This is a genomic window from Streptomyces sp. AN091965, assembly GCF_022698285.1.
Taxonomy (GTDB): Bacteria; Actinomycetota; Actinomycetes; order Streptomycetales; family Streptomycetaceae; genus Streptomyces.
The window spans coordinates 7,292,808-7,307,459 of sequence record NZ_JALDMY010000001.1 but is presented as its reverse complement, the minus strand read 5'-3'; the positions used below and the strand labels follow the sequence as shown (position 1 = coordinate 7,307,459).

General features: G+C 72.0%; 13 protein-coding genes. 2 read left to right on the top strand and 11 right to left on the bottom strand.

Annotation, left to right across the window (positions count from 1 at the left end; genetic code table 11):
- Positions 1-54: 54 nt before the first annotated feature.
- The 4 genes from MQV74_RS31160 to MQV74_RS31145 all read right to left on the bottom strand — a co-directional run bounded on the left by MQV74_RS31160 (position 55) and on the right by MQV74_RS31145 (position 4,691).
- Positions 55-1,263 carry a S8 family peptidase gene (locus MQV74_RS31160; RefSeq protein WP_242725237.1) on the bottom strand — a complete coding sequence of 403 codons (1,209 nt, stop codon included), beginning with the start codon at positions 1,261-1,263 and terminating at the stop codon, positions 55-57.
- A 300-nt stretch (positions 1,264-1,563) separates the two neighbouring features.
- Positions 1,564-2,622: a CDP-alcohol phosphatidyltransferase family protein gene (locus MQV74_RS31155; RefSeq protein WP_242725235.1), complete on the bottom strand. Its 1,059-nt coding sequence runs from the start codon at positions 2,620-2,622 to the stop codon at positions 1,564-1,566.
- Positions 2,623-2,899: 277 nt separating this feature from the next.
- Positions 2,900-4,141 (bottom strand): macrolide-inactivating glycosyltransferase, encoded by a 1,242-nt coding sequence (gene mgt, locus MQV74_RS31150; protein WP_242725232.1) that lies wholly within the window; start codon positions 4,139-4,141, stop codon positions 2,900-2,902.
- 88 nt (positions 4,142-4,229) lie between these two features.
- Entirely contained in the window at positions 4,230-4,691 is a 462-nt protein-coding gene (locus MQV74_RS31145; RefSeq protein WP_242725229.1) for a MarR family winged helix-turn-helix transcriptional regulator, read from the bottom strand.
- Positions 4,692-4,846: 155 nt separating this feature from the next.
- On the opposite strand from MQV74_RS31145, the gene MQV74_RS31140 reads away from it, so the two are divergent.
- Positions 4,847-5,887 (top strand): hypothetical protein, encoded by a 1,041-nt coding sequence (locus MQV74_RS31140; protein ID WP_242725226.1) that lies wholly within the window; start codon positions 4,847-4,849, stop codon positions 5,885-5,887.
- Positions 5,888-5,926: 39 nt separating this feature from the next.
- On the opposite strand, the gene MQV74_RS31135 is transcribed toward MQV74_RS31140, so the two are convergent.
- The 3 genes from MQV74_RS31135 to MQV74_RS31125 are packed head-to-tail and all read right to left on the bottom strand — an operon-like array spanning position 5,927 to position 8,984.
- Positions 5,927-7,216: an ABC transporter substrate-binding protein gene (locus MQV74_RS31135; RefSeq protein ID WP_242725223.1), complete on the bottom strand. Its 1,290-nt coding sequence runs from the start codon at positions 7,214-7,216 to the stop codon at positions 5,927-5,929.
- Positions 7,216-8,055, bottom strand: a complete 840-nt coding sequence (locus tag MQV74_RS31130) for a carbohydrate ABC transporter permease (RefSeq protein ID WP_242725220.1) — start codon at positions 8,053-8,055, stop codon at positions 7,216-7,218. Before MQV74_RS31130 ends, MQV74_RS31135 begins: the two co-directional genes overlap by 1 nt.
- Positions 8,052-8,984: a carbohydrate ABC transporter permease gene (locus MQV74_RS31125; protein ID WP_374120720.1), complete on the bottom strand. Its 933-nt coding sequence runs from the start codon at positions 8,982-8,984 to the stop codon at positions 8,052-8,054. The genes MQV74_RS31130 and MQV74_RS31125 overlap by 4 nt, the downstream gene beginning before the upstream one ends.
- A 202-nt stretch (positions 8,985-9,186) precedes the next feature.
- Between MQV74_RS31125 and MQV74_RS31120 the strand changes: the two genes are divergently transcribed.
- The gene (locus MQV74_RS31120) at positions 9,187-10,053 is read left to right on the top strand and encodes a phosphotransferase enzyme family protein (RefSeq protein ID WP_242725217.1); all 867 of its coding nucleotides are present in this window, start codon (positions 9,187-9,189) and stop codon (positions 10,051-10,053) included.
- 114 nt (positions 10,054-10,167) lie between these two features.
- On the opposite strand, the gene MQV74_RS31115 is transcribed toward MQV74_RS31120, so the two are convergent.
- The 4 genes from MQV74_RS31115 to MQV74_RS31100 all read right to left on the bottom strand — a co-directional run bounded on the left by MQV74_RS31115 (position 10,168) and on the right by MQV74_RS31100 (position 14,508).
- Complete coding sequence (locus MQV74_RS31115; RefSeq protein WP_242725215.1) at positions 10,168-10,887, bottom strand: 3'-5' exonuclease; 720 nt, start codon at positions 10,885-10,887, stop codon at positions 10,168-10,170.
- Between the two features lie 102 nt (positions 10,888-10,989).
- Positions 10,990-12,231, bottom strand: coding sequence for an SAV2148 family HEPN domain-containing protein (locus MQV74_RS31110; protein ID WP_242725212.1), 1,242 nt, complete (start codon positions 12,229-12,231; stop codon positions 10,990-10,992).
- Between the two features lie 109 nt (positions 12,232-12,340).
- Positions 12,341-13,657: a copper amine oxidase gene (locus MQV74_RS31105; protein WP_242725209.1), complete on the bottom strand. Its 1,317-nt coding sequence runs from the start codon at positions 13,655-13,657 to the stop codon at positions 12,341-12,343.
- A gap of 56 nt (positions 13,658-13,713) precedes the next feature.
- The gene (locus MQV74_RS31100) at positions 13,714-14,508 is read right to left on the bottom strand and encodes a Tat pathway signal sequence domain protein (RefSeq protein WP_242725206.1); all 795 of its coding nucleotides are present in this window, start codon (positions 14,506-14,508) and stop codon (positions 13,714-13,716) included.
- Positions 14,509-14,652: the final 144 nt, after the last annotated feature.

Sequence of the window (14,652 nt, the reverse complement as noted above, 5' to 3'; positions counted from 1 at the left end):
GTCCGAAGAGGGCCGCCGCCCCGCCGTGCGGCGGTGCGGCGACCCGGCCGCGACCTACTCGACGACCTTCAGGAGCTTGTTGGGCGTGCCCTCGCTCGGGTTGGAGATCTTGTCCGGCGTCGCGCCGTCGGTCAGCGCCTTGGCGACGTCCGCGGGCTTGGCGTCGGGGTGCGCGGCCACGTACAGGGCGGCGGCGCCGACGACGTGCGGGGTCGCCATGGACGTACCGGAGATCGTCTTGGTGGCGTCGTCACCGGTGTTCCAGTCGGAGGTGATGTCCGAGCCCGGGGCGTAGATGTCCACGGCGGAGCCGAAGTTGGAGAAGTCCGACTGCTGGTCGTCCTTCGTGGAGGAGGCGACCGTGATGGCCTCCTTGACGCGCGCCGGGGAGCCCTGGCTCGCGTCGCTCGACTCGTTGCCCGCGGCCACCGCGAAGGTGACGCCGGAGGCGATGGACTTGCGGACGGCCTCGTCCAGGGCCTCGTCGGCGCCGCCGCCGAGGCTCATGTTGGCGACGGAGGGGCCCTTGTGGTTCTTGGTGACCCAGTCGATGCCCGCGACGACCTGCTCGGTGGTGCCGGAGCCCTGGTCGTCCAGGACGCGCACCGCGACGATCTTCGCCTTCTTGGCGAGGCCGTGCGCCGAGCCCGCGATGGTGCCCGCGACGTGGGTGCCGTGGCCGTTGCCGTCGTCCGCGTTGTCGTCGTTGTCGACCGCGTCGAACCCGGAGACCGCGCGGCCGCCGAAGTCCTTGTGGCTGACGCGCACGCCGGTGTCGATGACGTACGCGGTCGCGCCCTCACCGGCCTGGTCGGGGTAGGTGTACTTCTTGTCGCCCGCCGTGTCGGCCTGGTCGACGCGGTCCAGGCCCCACGACGGCGGGTCGTCCTGGGTGGCCTTGATGGAGAACTTCTTGTTCTGCACGACCTTGCCGACGGCCGGGTCGGCGGCGAGGCGCTTGGCCTCGGTCTCGCTCAGGCCCTTGGCGGAGAAGCCGTTGACGGCCGAGGAGTAGGTGCGGCTGAGGTCGCCGCCGTACTCCTCGGCGAGGTCGGCCTTGGCGTCGTTGCTGGCCTTCTCGTCGAGCAGGACGATGTAGCTTCCGGCCACGGCGCCCTTGGCGTCGGTGCCGTACACCTTGCCCTCGGTGGGGGTCGAGGCGCCGGCGAACGTACCGGCGAAGACGGTCACGCCGATCGCGGTGGCGGCGGTGGCTATCCCTGCGGTGAGCTTCATCGTGCGAGCGCGCTTGTGAGCTGCCATGAAGAGGGGTCTCCTCGTGGGGTGTTGTGGGGGGATGTGGTGCTTTGTGGGGTTGTCAAGCTTTCACTGCGGCGCCCGGTTCGCTCCGAAAGAACTGAAGATCTCCGGGCGTTGGGACGAAACCCTGTCTGAATGACGCGCGCAGATCAATACCTTCATGCGGCTGTGACTTGTTCAACAAGGTTCTGTAATAACAAATCGCCCCGCCCACGACACTTCGGGCACCCCGCCTCCCCCAGCCTCCCTCTGCGCCCTGCCCCTCCCCCGAGCGGGCAGGACGCAGAAGACCTTCGGCGGCGGCTAGGCCGCCGCGGAGACCGGCTGCTCGAAGGAGTCGATCGTCCGCGTGAAGTCCCGGGTCGACAGGAGCAGCTTGTAGATGATGGCGAGTTCGAAGACGAGCAGCAGCGCGCCCGAGACGATGGTCGCCGGGATCACCGCGTCGAAGAGCGGCCCGAGGATGAAGACGCCCATCTGGAACTCGACCCCGCTCACGAGGTGCGTACGGATGCGGTGCCGCAGCAGGAAGGACCGCGCCCGCAGATAGGCGGGGAAGCGGTGCCGGAACTCCTGGTGCAGGTCAATGACTTGCTTGGAGGGCCGGGCGGGCGCGGGCGCGCCGCCCTCCCCGGACAGCCCCGCCCCCACCGGCGCGGCCACCTGGCCCGCGAACGCCTCCGGCTCCCCGGGCACGCCCGCCCCGACGGCCTGGTCCCGCTCCACGTCCGCCTCGGGGTTCTCCCGCAGCAGGTCCTCCATGAACGCGAGCTCGGCCTGGTTCTCCGCCCGCCGCGCGGCCCGCACCCGTGCCTTGATCTGCTTGCGCATGGTGTAGCGGACCTTGAAGATCTCAAGGGAGTTGATGTACCGCAGCGTGTCGAGCCCGACCACGGCGAGCGCGAGCCAGACGTAGGTCACGTCCCCGGTGCGCTCGTACTGCCCGGCCATCAGGGCGACCCCGCACACCATCACGCGGATCCGGTCGAAGACGAAGTCGAGCCACGCCCCGAAGACCGAGCCCTGGCCGGTGAGCCGCGCGACCTTGCCGTCCATGCAGTCCAGGATGAAGCTCAGGTGGTAGATCACGGCGCCGAGGCACAGCCACCGCCAGTCACCGAGGGCGAAGCACGCCGCGGAGCCGAGACCGAGCAGGAACGCGCCCCAGGTGATCTGGTTCGGCGTGATCCGGGTGCGCAGCGCGGTCTGGCGGACGAGCGGCGTGGCGACGGGGTCGACGAGCAGCACGGTCCACCAGGCGTCGCGCTTCTTCTCGGTGATGCGGCGCGCCTCGGCGAGGGGCGGTATCTCCCGGGCCTCCCGTCGCTCGGCCGTGTCGCGTCGCAGGGACTGTTGTGACATGGGTCAACTTCCTGGCGTTCGAATGAAGTTCACCTCACGCTAGGAAGCCGTTGCCCCAAGGAACAAGAAGTGGCCCATGCAACCTTTGACGGGGGGTAAGGGTCGAACCAGTGGGTCGGGTCCATGCATGTGCCAGCACGCACGCGCGTTATCCGAGCGTTATCGAATGACCCAGCCGTTACCGAATGGTCTGACAGAGCGTTATGTCATGCCGTGTCAGGCCATGCCGCACCAAGCGCCAATCCCGGCCAACCAGGTCTGAAGCGCCACCAAACGGTCACGCGCTGACGCCTCCCCTCTTCACGCCGCCGTCACGCCGGCCGCGCACGATCTCCTCCTCGATGAGATCGGCCGCCCGCCGCGTGCCGCCCTCCCCCGTCATCGCCGAGCGCACCTCGCTCAGCCTGCGCGCCACCTCCGGATCGTCGACGAGCGCGAGCACCGCCTCGCGCAGCGTCCGCGCGTCGGCCTCCTCCATCGGAAGGTGCCGGGCGACGCCGAGGGCCTGGAGCATGTCGGCGTTGCCGAACTGGTCGACGGCCTGCGGCACGGCGACCATCGGCGTCTCCGTCGCGAGGCCCTCCTGGCTGCCGCCCGCGCCCGCGTGCGTGATGAACGCGTCCGCCTTCCGCAGGACCGCGAGCTGCGGCACCCAGCGGCGCACCTCGACGTTGGCCGGCACGTCGCCGAGTTCGCCCACGTCGACGTGCCCGCCGATCTGGAGCACCACATGCCATCCCGGCAGGTCACCGAAGGCCTTGACGCACTCGCGGTAGAAGCCCGGCTGCTTGGTGAAGGACGAGCCGAGGGAGACGAGGAGCACCTTCTCCGCGTGCGCCGGGCGCTCCCAGTCGCCCTGCGCGGCGCGGTCGCCCTGGCAGGCGCCGACGAAGGTGTGCACGCTCTCGTCGACCCGGTCGGCGTGCGGCTGGAGCGCCTTGGGGATCAGGACGAGGGAGCGGGGCGGGCGGCCGACGAAGGGGTCGGGGTGCTGGGTGACCCCGTTCTCCGTCAGCCAGTTCTCGAAGCGCTCGTAGTACGCCCGGCCGCGCTCGGTCCGCCGGGGCTCCGCCCACAGGGGCTCGGCGACCTCCTCCTCGTACCCCTCCCAGGCCACCAGGTTCGGCGAGAGCGAGACCTCGGGCACGCCCCAGCGGCGGGCGAGGACCCGGGCCGGGTACGAGGTGATGTCGTGCAGGACGAGGTCCGGCTCGTCGCCCTCGTACGCCGCCGCCAGCTGCGGCAGGGCCTGCACGGCGTCGGCCAGGAACGGCTCCACGTTGTCGAGCAGGGTGTCGCCCCAGGCCTCCGGGTCGTCGTCCGCGCCGGGCAGGGTGGTGCGGTAGAGCACGGGCTCGGCGCCGGTCTCGGCGACCTTCTCCTCGAAGGCGTGCGGGATGGCGTACGTGACGCGGTGGCCGCGGGCCACGAGCTCCCGGATCACTTCCAGGCTCGGGTTCACGTGCCCGTGGGCGGCGATGGAGAACATGGCGATGTGGGCACGCTTGCGTGAGGTCATGGACCGACCATAAGCGAGACGATACGTCTCGTGCAATATATTTCAGGCACCCTCGCGAGCGCCCGCTCCGGGCCCCGCGGGCCTGGGGCTACTCGGCGAGCCTCTCGGGCCCCGCGCCCGGGCCGCCCTCCGCGCCCGCGTTGTACCGCAGCAGATACTCCGCGAACCGCTCCAGATCCGGCCCGCTCCAGCCCGCGAGCCGCTCGTGGAAGGCGATCCGGCGGCTGTCCGTGACCTGCGCGAGCACCCCCTCCCCGCGCTCGGTCAGATGCAGCACGTGCACGCGGTGGTCGGCCGGGTCCTGACGGCGCTCCACCAGACCCCCCTTCTCCAGGGCCGCCACCTGCCTGCTGATGGTCGACTTGTCCAGCGTGTAGTGCGCGGCAAGGTCCGTGGCACGGCAGCCCTGCTGGTACTCCAGATGACTCAGGAGGGTGAAGGAGACGAGCGAGAGCTCGGGGTGCATCCGCGCGGCGGTGGCGCGCGCACGCCGCGCGAACGCGGTCATCTCCCGCTGGATCGTCTCGATCGCGTCGTCCCGGTCGGCCACGGCCCCTCCGCCTCCTCGTGTCCACCGCGCCAGGACCCGGTCGCACCCCGCGTCACGTGCCGTGTTTCCACCCCGGCGCCAATGGTTGTACAGTACAACATGACGTAAGAGTTGTATATGCCAACTATTTCTGCCGACCTTCTGGAGCGATCCGCATGCAGGCGCCTGCCCGTGGCCCCCTGCGCCACGTCCTCGTCCATCTCCTGACCCCGCTGCTGATGTGTCTGGGCATGGGCCTGGCCTATATGAGCGCGTTCGTCACGCCCGAACCGCACGACATGCCCGTCGCCGTCGTCGGTACGGACGCCCGCGCCCAGGCCTTCGCCCGGTCCGTCGGGGCCGAGGCGGGCGACGCCCTCGACGTGCGGACCCTGGCCTCGCGCGCCCAGGCCGTCGACGCGCTGAAGTCCCTCGACATATCCGGCGCCTACGTCCCGGACGCCAGGACGCCCGAGCTGCTCGTCGCCTCCGCCGGATCCGACATGAGCGCGCTGGCCGCCGAGAAGGTCTTCACCCCCCTCGCCGCCGCCCAGGGCGCTCCCCTGAAGGTCACCAACGTGGCGCCGCCGGTCCCCGACGACCCCACGGGCCAGGGCCTGTTCTTCCTGCTCGTCGCGGTGAGCATCGGTTCGTACGCGTCCGTCGCCGCGCTCGGTGCCGCCGGCGGTGCCCTGCGGATGCGGGCGCGCGCGGGCCTCGCCGTCGGCGTCGCCCTCGCCGTGAGCCTGATCGGCACGGCCCTCGCCGGGCCCGTGTTCCACCTCGCGCACCACGGCCTGTGGGGCGTGTGGGCCATGTCCTGGCTCTACTCGGCGGGCATCCTGCTGATCGGCGTGGGCCTGCACACGTTCCTGGGGCGCTGGACGACGCTCGCGATGATGGTCCTCTTCGTGATGCTCAACTTCACCAGCTCCGGCGGGCTCTTCCGGCCCGAGCTGCAGAACGGCTTCTTCGGCTCCCTGCACGCCTTCTGGAACGGCGCGGGCTTCGTCGAAGGCGTCCGCTCCCACCTGTACTTCGGCGGCCACGGCCTCGGCGGACACGTGGGCACGCTGGTGGCCTGGCTCGCCGCGGGCGCGCTGCTCACCGCGGTGGCGGGGCTCGTCGAGCGGCGGCGGGCCGCGGTGGCCGCCGCCCCGGCCCCCGCGACGGCCGCCGCCCAGGAGGAGGAGATGGAGGAGTCGGTCGGCGTGTGAGGCACGGCGGGACTCCGGGGGGGCCGGTGCCTCGCGGGCTCAGCGCTGATAGCGGCGCAGGACCAGGTTCCCGTCCTCGACCAGGCGCTTTTTCAGCTCGTCCAGGCCGATCGCACCGCTGTAGTACTCCTGGAGCGCGGGCGTGGCGACCTTGTCCGACCACTCGGGGTAGCCGCGCACGGACTGCGCGGGGGCGGGGCGCAGGTGCCGGGCCAGGGCCGTGCCCGTCGCCCAGTCGTTCTTCTCCGTGCGCAGCGCCGGGTCCTTGAGGGCCTCCTCGCCGGTGGGCAGCATCCAGTCGCCGCGCGCGAGCCGCACCATGTTGGCGGGGCGCAGGAAGAAGTCGATGAACGCGGCCGCCTCCTTCTTGTGCGGGCTGTCCTCGGCGACCGACAGGGTCTGCGGGCTCACGCCCTGCGCGAGCCCGTCCGCCCCCGCGGGCGCGGGCAGGACCTGCCAGTCGAAGCCCTTCGGCGCCTGCTGGACGATCTGCTGGCGGTAGGAGAAGCCGAGCGGAACCATCGCGTACTTGCCGCCGAAGAAGCCGGGCAGCGTGTCCGAGCCGCCCATGCCGAGGGTGGCTCCGGACGCGCTGCCGTCCACGTTGACCTGGTCGTGGACCGTGCGCGGCACCACCGCGTCGGCGTCCTCGAAGCGGATCTCGGCCTTGCCGTCCGGGCGCCGGTGGAACAGCTCGCCCCCCGCCGACAGCGACAGGTTGAGCGTGGCCGACACCGGCTCCTTCAGGGGCCAGGCCACCCCGTACTTGCCCTTGCCCGCGCCGAGCTCCCGCGTGACCGCGCGGAACTCCGGCCAGCTCCACGGCTTGTCGGGGGTCGGGATCCGGACGCCGGACTCCTTCAGCCACCGCGCGTTGGCGACGAGCACGCGCGGCTCCTGGAGGAACGGCACGCCGTACACCTTGCCGCCGAAGGTCGTCGTGTCCCAGCTCGCCCGGGGGATGTCGTCCCGCAGGCGGCGCGGCAGCAGGTCCCCGAGGTCGGCGAGGTAGCCGCCGTACGCGAAGTCCGCGAGGTCGTCGGACGCGTCGTGGATGACGTCGGGGGCCTCGCCGCCCTCGAAGGAGGTGAGGAGCTGGTCGTGGACGCTCGTCCAACTGCCCTGGACGTACTCGACCCTGACGTCGGGGTGGCGCGCGTTCCACTCCGCCACCAGTTCCTTGTTCGCCGCCACGGACTCCTGCTGCCAGGCGAGCGACTGGAAGCGCAGGGTGATCCGGCCGCCGGAGTCCTCGCCGTCGCCGGAGCACCCGGCGAGCAGCAGGACGAGCGCGGCGGCCGCGGCGGCGAGGACGCGTGCGCGCCGCATCAGCTCTTCACCGCCCCGGCGAGCATGCCGCCCGTGATCCGCTTCTGGATGAGCGCGAAGACGACGAGCGAGGGCAGCGTCGCGAGGAACGCGGCGGCGGCGAGCGGGCCGAGGTCGGCCACGCCCTCCGCGCCGATGAAGTGCGTGAGGACGACCGGCAACGTCTGTTTCTCCGGGGTCTTGAGCAGCACGAGCGCGAAGAAGAACTCGTTCCACGCCGTGATGAAGGCGAACAGGGCCGTCGCCCCGATGCCCGGCGCGAGCAGCGGCGTGGTGACCGAGACCAGCGTGCGCAGCCGGCCCGCCCCGTCGACCGCCGCGGCCTCCTCGAGCTCCACCGGCACGGCACGGACGTACCCGACGAGCATCCACAGCGCGAACGGCAGGGCCCACACCACATAGACCATGATCAGGCCCGGCAGCGAGTTGATCAGGTGCAGGTTCTTCAGGACGAGGAACAGCGGGATGATCACCAGGACGAACGGGAAGGCCTGGCTGACCACGACCCAGCCGGTCGCCGCCCGGGCGAGCAGCGTGCGGTGGCGCGCCATCACGTACGCCATCGGGGTGGCGATGACGACGGCGATCACGGCGGCGCCGAGGGCCGCGATCAGCGAGTTGCCCGCGGCTTCGAGGAGCGGCTGTTCGTCGAAGGCCTGGCGGTAGTTGGCGAGGGTCGGGTCCTCGGGGATCCAGCCGGGGTGCAGACTGGCCAGCTCGCGGGCCGGTTTGAAGGACGTGGAGAGCAGCCACAGGAACGGGAACACGAGGAAGACGAGGTAGGCGAGGAGCGCGAGGTACTGTCCGGCCCGCGCGGCCCCCTTCGTACGGGAGGTCATCGCTCGTCGGCTCCCCTCAGACGGCCCACCAGGTACACGGCGAGCAGCACCGAGATCACCGCGACCATGACACAGCCCATCGCCGCCGCGTAGCCGAACTGGCCGTAGCGGAAGGCCTCCTCGTACGCGAACAGCATCGGGAGCCGGGTGCGTCCGCCGGGGCCGCCGTTGGTGAGCACGTAGACCAGGGCGAAGGAGTTGAAGTTCCAGATGAAGTTGAGCGCGGTGATGGAGAGCGCGATCGGTCTGAGGGCGGGCCAGGTGACGGTGGTGAAGCGGCGCCAGGCGCCCGCGCCGTCCATCGCGGCCGCCTCGTGCAGCTCGCGGGGCACGTTCTGCAGCCCGGCGAGCAGCGCCACCGTGGTCTGCGGCATGCCCGCCCAGACGCCGACGACGATGACGGCGGGCAGCGCGGTGCCGATGCCGGTCAGCCAGTCCCGGCCGTCGCCGAGGCCGAGGTCGCGCAGCGTCTCGTTGAGGATGCCCGCGTCCGGGTGGTAGACGAGCCGCCACATGATGCCGACGACGACCTCGGGCATCGCCCACGGGACGATCGCGAGCGAGCGGGCCAGCCAGCGGAAGCGCAGGTTCTGGTTGAGGAGGAGCGCGAGGCCGAGCGCGAGCAGGAACTGCGGCACCGTCACCCCGACCGCCCAGAGCAGGCCGATGCGGAACGAGTCCCAGAACAGCGTGTCGTGCCGCAGGTCCTGGAAGTTGAGGAGCCCGATCCACTCGGTGGGCTCGGTGCGGCCCGACTGGGAGTCGGTGAAGGCGAGCGCGATGCCGTAGAGCAGCGGACCAACGCTCAGCACCAGGATCGGGAGCAGCGCGGGCAGGACCAGGAACCAGGCCCCGTGGTCCACGGCCCTGCCGGGGCGGGGACCTCTGGAGCCCTTGCCGGACCGCGCCCGTGCGGTCGCCAACGTCACGGAATCGGCTCCTTTGGGCGGATGATGACGGTTTGGCCGACCCGGCGGCCTCCGTCATCGTGCTGACGCGGCCGGGATACGTCAAGCGACCGCGCACGCGAGAAGTCCTGCTGGCCTGTACGAATGCGACACTTGCGCGGCGGCGGGCCCGGTGGCGGCGCGTCGCGGAGCACGGTGAGGCACAGGCTGCGGGAGGCAACGGATGGACGAGGCACGGGCACGGAAGGTCCTGGACGCCGCGGGGCTCGCGGCGGGCCCCGGCGCGGGCGCCGAGCTCCTGGCCCTCGGCGAGAACGCGGTGTTCGCCGTGGGCGACCTGGTGGTCAAGGTCGGCCGGGCCGCGCCGGAACTGCTCGACCGGGCGCGGCGCGAACTCGCCGTCGGCGCGTGGCTGCGGGACGCCGGGGTGCCCGCGGTGCGGCCCGCCGAGGACGGGCCGCGGCTCGTCGACGGGCACCCGGTGACGGTCTGGCACCGGCTGCCCGCGGCCGTGCGGCCCGCGCGCCCCGGCGATCTGGCCGCGCTCCTGCGGCTCGTGCACGCCCTGCCCGCGCCGCCGTTCGAGCTGCCGCGCCGGGAGCTGCTCGGGGGTGTGGAGCGGTGGCTGCGGCTCGCCGGGGACGCGATCGACCCCGCCGACGCGGACTATCTCCGCGACCGCCGGGACGGGTTCGCGGCGGCCGCCGCCGCGCTCGTGCCCCGGCTCGCGCCCGGGCCCGTCCACGGGGACGCGCTGCCGCGCAACGTCCTGGTGGGGCCCGACGGGCCCGTCCTGGTGGACCTGGAGACGTTCTCCTCGGACCTGCGTGAGCACGACCTGGTCGTCATGGCGCTGTCCCGTGACCGGTACGGGCTCGGGGACGACGCGTACGACGAGTTCACCCGGGTGTACGGGTGGGACGTGCGGGAGTGGGAGGGGTGCGGGGTGCTGCGCGGGGCGCGGGAGACCGCGAGCTGTGCCTGGGTGGCCCAGCACGCGCCCGCCAACGCCGGGGCGCTGGCCGAATTCCGCCGCCGCGTGGCCTCGCTGCGCGAGGGCGACACCGAGGTCCGCTGGCACCCGTTCTAGCCCCTCGCGGTGGCGCCCCAGGCCCGCCCCTTCCCGCTTCCTGGGGCTCCGCCCCCAGACCCCCGCTCCTCACACGCCGGAGGGGCTGAACCCTGCCGCGACCGGGAGCCCCCGCTAGGGCACGCGCGCCGGTTCCCGGAGGGGCCATGTGCCGTCGACCACCGCGGTGGTGTCGCCCTTGCGGCGGAGGAAGGACTGGAAGTCCGCGGCCCAGTCCGCGTACCACTCCACCTGGCGCCGGTGCAGCTCCGCCGGGCCGAGGTCGGCGACCTTGGCGTGGCGGTCGGCTATCGCGCGGGCGAGCCGCGCCGCGGCGAGGGCGTCGGAGGAGGCGTCGTGGGCGGACTCCAGGACCACGCCGTACTCCCGGCAGACCGCTTCGAGGTTGCGCTTGCCGCGGCGGTAGCGGTCCACCGAGCGGTCGATGGTGTACGGGTCGATCACGGGCGCGGGGTCGGCCCCGCCGAGCCGGTCGCGCAGCGGCGCGAGGCCGTGCCGGCGCAGCTCGGCGGCCAGGAGGGTCAGATCGAACGCCGCGTTGTACGCGACGACCGGGACGCCCGACTGCCAGGCGGACGCGAGGACGTCGGCGATCGCGTCGGCGACCTCCGCGCCGGGCCGCCCCTCGGCGGCGGCCCGCTCGTCGGTGATGCCGTGCACGGCCACCGCGTCCGGCGGGATCGGCACGCCCGGATCGGCGAGCCACTCGCGGCGGCCCAGCTCCTGTCCGGCCCTGACCTCGACCACCGCCCCCGTGACGATCCGCGCCTCCTGCGGATCCGTGCCCGTCGTCTCCAGGTCGAAGCCGATCAGCAGCTCTCGGTGCCAGCCCATGGCCGCCCCCTTCATCGTGGTGCGTTCCCCCAGTGGCCTCCACGATCCCATGCGCCACTGACAATCAGATGGCCGGATTCCGCTACCGCCCCGGACGCCGTCCTACGACACCGGGCGCGAGTCCGCCCAGGCCGTCTCGAACTCCTCCCGGTACGTCGCGAAGAGGCCCTGCTCGCCGAGGTCGTCCGCCTTGACCACACGGCCACCGCCGCGCAGCACCAGGACCGGCGCCTCCATGCCGCGGGTGCGGCGCAGATAGGACTGGACGACCGCGATGCCGTCCGAGCCGTCGCCGTCGACCAGATAGGCCGTGAAGCGCGGGGTCTCGTCGGAGACCTGGATCTCGAAGGCGCCGGGGTCGCGCAGGCGGGAGCGCACGCGCCGCATGTGGAGGATGTTCGACTCGACGGCCCGGCCCAGCTCGCCCCGCTTGAGGCCCAGTTCGCGCTCCCGGCGCTTGACCGCGCTGCTCGCGGGGTTCAGGAAGAGCAGCCGGACCCGGCAGCCGGACTCGGCGAGCCGGACGAGACGGCGGCCCGAGAAGTTCTGCACCAGCAGGTTCAGGCCTATGCCGATCGCGTCGACGCGCCGGGCGCCCCCGAAGAGGTCCTCCGCGGGGAACTGCCGAAGGAGCCGCACCCGGTCCGCGTGCACGCCCACGACGTCCGCGTACCGGTCGCCGACGAGCTGTTCCACGGCGTCGACCGGCAGGCGCCGCGCGGAGGGCGCGTCCGAGCCCGCGCCGAGGATCTCCAGGAGGCGGGCGGAGGCGCGCTCGGCCTGGGCGAGGACCGTCGGGGACAGGGCGCGGTTGCGCGAGACCACGTTGCGCGTGACCTCCAGCTCGTCCAGGGCCAGTTCGACCTCGCGCCGGTCGTCGAGGTAGGGCTCGAAGCACGGCCAGTGCTGGACGACCAGCTCGCGCAGCTGCGGCAGGGTCAAGAAGCTCAGGACGTTGTCGTCGGCCGGGTCGAGGAGGTAGCCCTTGCGGCGGCTCACCTCGCGCACGGCGACGGCCCGCTGCACCCACTCCTGCCCGGCGGGGCCCGCCGCGGCGACCACCCAGTCGTCCGCGTGGACGGGTTCGTAGACGGGACGCAGAACAGCGGCCACGACCGCGCGCAGCCGCTGTTCCACGAGGTTCAGCCAGATGTAGGCCCGCCCGGCCCGCTGGGCGCGCGTGCGCACCTCGCGCCAGGCATCGGCGTCCCAGTCCAGTTCGGGTCCGATCTGGGACACCGCTTCCATCGGCCGTGCCAAGGACACGGCCGAGGACGGGACGTCCGCGGAGCTCCCCTCGTGACCCTCGTCACCAGGGGGCAGCTCGCGCCCCTCCGAGCTCACCCGTGCACCGCCTTCCGCTCCCCCGGACTCTCCCCCGGTCAACGATCAAGGAAGAGTACTCCGGGACCGGCGCGCGGTGCAGCCGGATGGGCAGGGTCGTGCGGCAACTTCAGGTCCGCGGCCGTCCGTTCACGTCCGAGAGGTCCTGCGGAGTGAGCGGGTTCATGGCCGTCACGTCGCGCGGGGCCAGCGAGAAGCCCTGCCAGTGGACCGGCATGGGCTGCTGGTCCTCGTCGCGCGCGATGTGGTGGAAGCCGATGTTGACCCAGCTGATGGGGTGCTTCAGGGTCTCGCCGTTCGCCCACTTGTCGACGCTGGCCGGGTAGCCGTTCGGGCACCCGATGTTGTTGCTCGCGTACTGCTCGCACTTCTTGTAGTCGGTGAAGAACACGTCGTGCCGCGTGAACGGCCGGCCCGCGTGCTTCTGACTGGCCCCGGGCACGAACTCGTAGCTGCGGGGGTGGCCGTCCTTGTTCTTGCCCGCCGTGCTGACCATGCGCCACCAGCGCATGTCCTGGCGGTCGCCCGCGAGCTCCTTGGTGATGGGCGTGCGGGTCGTCTTCGTGGTGGGGCTGCCCCGGCCGCTGGGCGGGGTGACCTTGGAGTCGTACTGCTCGACCTTGGACTTGGGCGAGCCGTCCAGGCCGAAGTTGAGCCGCCAGAAGACGTTGTGCGAGTGGCTCTCGGCCTTGGCCTGGTCGCCCTTGCCGATGGGCCAGCCGCGGTCGTCGCCGCCGTCGAAGTCGTACGGCGACAGGCTGCCGGTGGCGCCCACGTTGGAGTGGATGGTGCCGTCCGACGAGAAGCGCCACTCGGTGATGTACTCGTACCAGGAGGCCTTGTTGACGGTGTAGACGAGCAGGTCCTTGCCCTGGGAGGCGTAGACCTTGCCGCTGCCGCCGGTGCTCGCGTCGTTGTTGAGGCGGTAGGCGTGCCCCCGCGCGCGGGTGGTGGTGCACAGGCCCGGGACGTTCCCCCCGTCCGGGACCTTCACCGTCTTGATGGTGCCGCCGGGGCATTCGCTCGTCTTGAGCTTCTGCAGCTTCCGGCCGAAGTCGGTGCCCGTGACGTCGTCGAACTCGGCCTCGCCGTCGTCGTAGGGCACGTGGATCTGGGCGAGACGGGCACTGGTCAGCACCGGGATGGGCTTGGGCTCGCTCTTGGGCTGGTAGCTGATGTTGTCGAGGATGAGCCCGGAGTACGTGTTGTAGTGCCAGCACATGCGCCAGGTCGTGCCGCCGTCGAGGGTCTGCTCGATGCGGTAGTCGGCGCTGCAGCCGGCCGCGGGCGCCCGCGGTGCGGCTCCGGGGGCCGCGGTGGCCGGGCCCGCGGTGGTTATCGCGGCTCCCAGGAGCGCGGAGACCGCAAGGGCCGTACCGGCCGCCTTACGGGCGCGCGGGAGTCTGTTGCCGTGCGAGACGTGCATGCGAAGGAGGCTCCTTCGGTCAGGAGGGCAGACGTGTGGATGCCCTGTGCGGGCGGTCAGCGGACGCGGCCGACGTGGCGGTCGCTGAGGTCGACGATGAAGGCCCGGGTGTCGATCCACGGCCCGTTCTTGACCTTGGCCACGACCTGGATGCAGCGGTGCTTGCCGCAGTCTTGGAGGTCGCCGGGGACGCTGTCGAGGGTCTCCTTGCGGAACACGAAGCCGCTCAGGTCCAGGTCGGAGGGGCCCTCCAGCTTCTTCCCCGTGGCCTTCCCGTAGTCGTCCCGCAGGCCCTTGCCGTGCTCGTCGGCGATCAGCAGCCGCGCGGCCTCGGTCAGCTCCTCCTCGCTGGGCGGCGGCTGGACGTTCTGGGCCGTGTTGGTCGACTCGACCTTGCCGGTCTTCAGGTTCACCGTCTTGGAGACGACGGCGTCCTTCTTGTAGTCGTAGTAGACGATCTCCGCGCGGCGCGCCGCGTCGTCCCCGGTCGCCCCCGGCTCGTTCTCCGCGAGGTTCGTGGACAGGCGCTCCGGTCCCCGGTCGCCCTCCACGTCCCGCGCGCGCGAGCGCAGGCCGTTGCTGTCCAGGGCTATCTTCTGGGCCCGCGCGGTCTCGGCGTCGGTCAGCGGGTCGCTGCCGACCCCCTCGGAGCCCTCGTCGGGCGCGGCCTCCACGGTGCCGTCGGGCGCTACGGCGTCCTGGCGCGAGGAGCCCGCGGCCGTGCTGCGGTCGGACTCCCCCGCCCCCGCCTGGTCGGGCAGCGTGACGGCCACCAGCGCCGCGCCGGCCGCCACGGCGAGGGCACCCCCCGCCACGACCTTCCCGAGGTGGCGTCTGGCTAGCTTGCGCACATCCTCCCCCAATCTCCCCTGATGGGCCCAATTCATGGGCATGTCGAGTATGTGGTCAGTCGGTTAGACGGACTCAACTCCTCTGTGGTTGCCCCACTTTCGAGCACACTCTGGCCAAGGCGGCCCCCACGGGGGCGACGAGCG

Coding starts and splice junctions, on each gene's coding strand:
- MQV74_RS31160 (WP_242725237.1), bottom strand. CDS start 1,263: ATGGCAGCTCACAAGCGCGCTCGCACGATGAAGCTCACCGCAGGGATA.
- MQV74_RS31155 (WP_242725235.1), bottom strand. CDS start 2,622: ATGTCACAACAGTCCCTGCGACGCGACACGGCCGAGCGACGGGAGGCC.
- mgt (WP_242725232.1), bottom strand. CDS start 4,141: ATGACCTCACGCAAGCGTGCCCACATCGCCATGTTCTCCATCGCCGCC.
- MQV74_RS31140 (WP_242725226.1), top strand. CDS start 4,847: ATGCAGGCGCCTGCCCGTGGCCCCCTGCGCCACGTCCTCGTCCATCTC.
- MQV74_RS31135 (WP_242725223.1), bottom strand. CDS start 7,216: ATGCGGCGCGCACGCGTCCTCGCCGCCGCGGCCGCCGCGCTCGTCCTG.
- MQV74_RS31130 (WP_242725220.1), bottom strand. CDS start 8,055: ATGACCTCCCGTACGAAGGGGGCCGCGCGGGCCGGACAGTACCTCGCG.
- MQV74_RS31120 (WP_242725217.1), top strand. CDS start 9,187: ATGGACGAGGCACGGGCACGGAAGGTCCTGGACGCCGCGGGGCTCGCG.
- MQV74_RS31115 (WP_242725215.1), bottom strand. CDS start 10,887: ATGGGCTGGCACCGAGAGCTGCTGATCGGCTTCGACCTGGAGACGACG.
- MQV74_RS31105 (WP_242725209.1), bottom strand. CDS start 13,657: ATGCACGTCTCGCACGGCAACAGACTCCCGCGCGCCCGTAAGGCGGCC.